We start from the raw sequence: 1,208 nt of genomic DNA, 5'->3' as shown, positions 1-1,208 counted from the left end.
GCGTTCGTCCTGAGCCAAGATCAAACTCTCCAAAAAAGTTTGTTTCTTAACTGTTCTTTAACGTTTGCTCGCTTTTGTAAGCTAGCATGTACTTAACATACTGGTTGTTTTGTTCAGTTTTCAAAGATCAATATATATTGGTGGAGCCTAGCGGGATCGAACCGCTGACCTCCTGCGTGCAAAGCAGGCGCTCTCCCAGCTGAGCTAAGGCCCCGCATTATCAATGGTCGGGAAGACAGGATTCGAACCTGCGACCCCTTGGTCCCAAACCAAGTGCTCTACCAAGCTGAGCTACTTCCCGAAATGGCGCGCCCGAGAGGAGTCGAACCCCTAACCTTTTGATCCGTAGTCAAACGCTCTATCCAATTGAGCTACGGGCGCTAAGTGGTGCCGAGGGCCGGACTCGAACCGGCACGGTGGAAACCCACCGCAGGATTTTAAGTCCTGTGCGTCTGCCAATTCCGCCACCCCGGCATGGGTTATGTTGCTTCTTAACCATCTGGCAAACAAAATGATTAAGTTGTCATGGAGCGGAAGACGGGATTCGAACCCGCGACCCCCACCTTGGCAAGGTGGTGTTCTACCACTGAACTACTTCCGCACATGTGAAATTTTGAATGTATGCGGGTGGAGGGACTTGAACCCCCACGTCAAGAGACACTAGATCCTAAGTCTAGCGCGTCTGCCAATTCCGCCACACCCGCTAAGGTGGTGAGCCATGGAGGATTCGAACCTCCGACCCTCTGATTAAAAGTCAGATGCTCTACCAACTGAGCTAATGGCTCTAAAATGGTGCCGGCCAGAGGACTTGAACCCCCAACCTACTGATTACAAGTCAGTTGCTCTACCAATTGAGCTAGACCGGCTGAATGGTGGAGGATGCAGGGCTCGAACCTGCGACCCCTTGCTTGTAAGGCAAGTGCTCTCCCAGCTGAGCTAATCCTCCTATGTATTGCCTGGCAACGTCCTACTCTTGCGGGGGCAAAGCCCCAACTACCATGGGCGCTGGAGAGCTTAACTGCTGTGTTCGGCATGGGAACAGGTGTGACCTCTCCGCTATCGTTACCAGACTTTTTTCAAGGACAAGATATATTATAACGTATCTTCTGCTTAAAATGCAAGAGTTTTTTAATATATCTTCAAAACTAGATAAGAAAAATAGACATCAAAACCGAACGGTTTAAAGCGTTCATCATGATAGTTAAGTC

9 tRNA genes and 1 rRNA gene are annotated in these 1,208 nt (G+C 49.7%); all 10 read right to left on the bottom strand.

What is annotated here, in order from left to right:
* Positions 1-138 precede the first annotated feature (138 nt).
* Positions 139-214, bottom strand: a tRNA-Ala gene (locus tag GHD00_RS20875).
* A 10-nt stretch (positions 215-224) separates the two neighbouring features.
* Positions 225-301: transfer RNA gene (locus tag GHD00_RS20870), tRNA-Pro, on the bottom strand.
* Between the two features lie 3 nt (positions 302-304).
* Positions 305-381: transfer RNA gene (locus tag GHD00_RS20865), tRNA-Arg, on the bottom strand.
* Between the two features lie 4 nt (positions 382-385).
* A tRNA-Leu gene (locus tag GHD00_RS20860) sits at positions 386-474 on the bottom strand.
* Positions 475-526: 52 nt separating this feature from the next.
* Positions 527-601, bottom strand: a tRNA-Gly gene (locus tag GHD00_RS20855).
* Between the two features lie 21 nt (positions 602-622).
* Positions 623-704 (bottom strand) — tRNA-Leu (locus GHD00_RS20850).
* 5 nt (positions 705-709) lie between these two features.
* Positions 710-785 (bottom strand) — tRNA-Lys (locus GHD00_RS20845).
* 5 nt (positions 786-790) lie between these two features.
* Positions 791-866 (bottom strand) — tRNA-Thr (locus tag GHD00_RS20840).
* A gap of 4 nt (positions 867-870) precedes the next feature.
* Positions 871-946: transfer RNA gene (locus GHD00_RS20835), tRNA-Val, on the bottom strand.
* Between the two features lie 8 nt (positions 947-954).
* Positions 955-1,070 (bottom strand): 5S ribosomal RNA (rrf, locus tag GHD00_RS20830).
* Between the last annotated feature and the right edge of the window lie 138 nt (positions 1,071-1,208).

Source organism: Gracilibacillus sp. YIM 98692 (genome assembly GCF_010993965.1).
Taxonomy (GTDB): Bacteria; Bacillota; Bacilli; order Bacillales; family Amphibacillaceae; genus Gracilibacillus.
Note: the sequence above shows the minus strand (reverse complement) of the source record. Positions and strands in the feature narration are given on the sequence as shown.